This is a genomic window from Polynucleobacter sp. 39-46-10, from assembly GCF_002282275.1.
This window is the reverse complement of record NZ_NCJB01000378.1, coordinates 495-2533: the sequence shown is the minus strand read 5'-3', so window position 1 is coordinate 2533 and position 2039 is coordinate 495. Positions and strand designations below refer to the sequence as shown.

Genomic DNA, 2039 nt, shown 5'->3' with positions numbered 1-2039 from the left:
AACCCCTCTGGCAAGCGGATCATAAAAACCCTTGGAAATTCCGTTGCGATTAGCTTTGATGAGAGTGATATTCCACATATCCAGGCAAAGAGCTCGAGTGATGCACTCTTTGCTTTGGGCTATTTACATGCTAGCGAACGTTCTTGGCAAATGGAAATTAACCGCCGACTATCCAGCGGTCGGCTTTCTGAAATTCTAGGCAATGAAACTGTAGCAATTGATCGCTTTATTCGAACCCTAGGAATTAAGCATGCAGCCGAAAAGCAATTTGATCGCTACCCGATTGCCACTAAGCGATTACTGCAATCCTATGCGGATGGGGTCAACGCTGGCAATACCTACTTGGGTTGGGCTCTACCGGTTGAATACTATTTAACTGGATCCAAACCAGGTCACTGGTCCCCCACGGATAGCGTGGCATGGATGTTGATGATGGCACTTGATCTCGGTGGTAATTGGCATAAAGAATTGCAACGCCTTGAACTTTCGCAATTCTTAACAACCCAACAAGTGTGGGAAGTAATGCCAGCATATACACCAGCTGATCCCGTGAGCAACGTTGACTTCGCCAAAATGTATCGGGACATCAATGTTTTTAATCCGAATCCACACGCGCGCGATCAAAAGTCGAAGAAGCTGCCTGCAACAGAATTAGCCATCACTGAAGTGCCAGGTGGCAAGGATGGCATTGGCTCTAATAACTGGGCACTCAGTGGGAAACTCACGGCTTCTGGCAAGCCTTTGCTTGCGAATGATCCACATCTAGGCTTATCAGCCCCGGCGATTTGGTATATGGCTCACATGGAGGCTCCAGGTCTCAATGTGATTGGCGCCACCCTACCCGGTATTCCCGCAGTAGTACTAGGTAGAACTGATAAGTTTGCTTGGAGCTTTACCAATACAGGTCCAGATGTTCAGGATTTATATATTGAGCAATTAGACCCAAAAAATCCTGGTGTCTATCGTGGGCCCGAGGGACCACTTCCTTTTAAGGTCCGCCAAGAAATCATTGACATCAAAGGCCAGCTCCCTCTTCGCTTTTTGGTCAAAGAGACTCGACATGGCCCAGTGATTTCAGAATCCTATGCTCGAGCCAAACGTGCTATTGATACTGATCGTTTTGCCCTGAGCTTGCGATGGACTGCCCTGGACATCGAGAATCAATCTGTTGATGGTTTGATTGATATGAATCACGCCAAAGACTTGGACACATTCAAGCAAGCCCTCCGCAAAAACTATGCCCCCATGCAAAACGTTGTAATGGCAGATGTAGATGGAAATATTTCACTTCAGACAGCTGGTGTTGCTCCTAAGCGAACATTACACCAGGGACTATATGGAGTAGCACCGGCACTGAGCTGGGAAAAACAATATGACTGGACCGGGTACGTCCCTTTTGATCAACTGCCCAGTAGCAACAACCCAGATACAAACTGGATAGCCACTGCTAACCAAAAAATATTGTCCAGCAATGATCCGAACCCACTGACTGGAGACTGGGATTTGCCAACCCGCTACGACAGAATTGTGGAGCTCATTAAAGGTAAGTCAATGCATGACCTCCCATCCATGAAGTCAATGCAAGCAGATACCCACTCTTTGGGTGCCACACCATTATTGGAATTATTTAAGTCTGCCCAATCAAAACATCCTCTCGCGCAACAAGCTATTGAACTCAGTAGAAACTTTGATGGCGATATGAAAATTGATAGTGCTGGTGCACTCATCTTTAACGCCTGGGCTGATCAGTTATCAAGAAAACTCTTTTCACGTTTGGCTTATTTGTTTACTGAAAATTATGGGGCGCGTAACTTTAGGCAACCCTTGATTTTGCAATTACAAAATCCTGATAGTCCTTGGTGCAACGATCCCCAAACTGAAAAAATTGAAACTTGTGCAGAGGCTTCTAATGCAGCATTTGATAATGCACTCGAGCAACTCAGCGCCCAATTTGGCGATAACCCTAAAAATTGGGTCTGGGGAAATGCGCACATAGCCGTCTCAGAGCACCGCCCCTTCAGCAAAGTCCCCTTCCTAGG

1 protein-coding gene is annotated in these 2039 nt (G+C 46.5%); it reads left to right on the top strand.

The window, feature by feature from the left end; all coding sequences use genetic code 11:
- A partial coding sequence (locus B7X71_RS15835) for a penicillin acylase family protein (RefSeq protein WP_293601438.1) occupies positions 1-2039 on the top strand: 2039 nt, incomplete at both ends.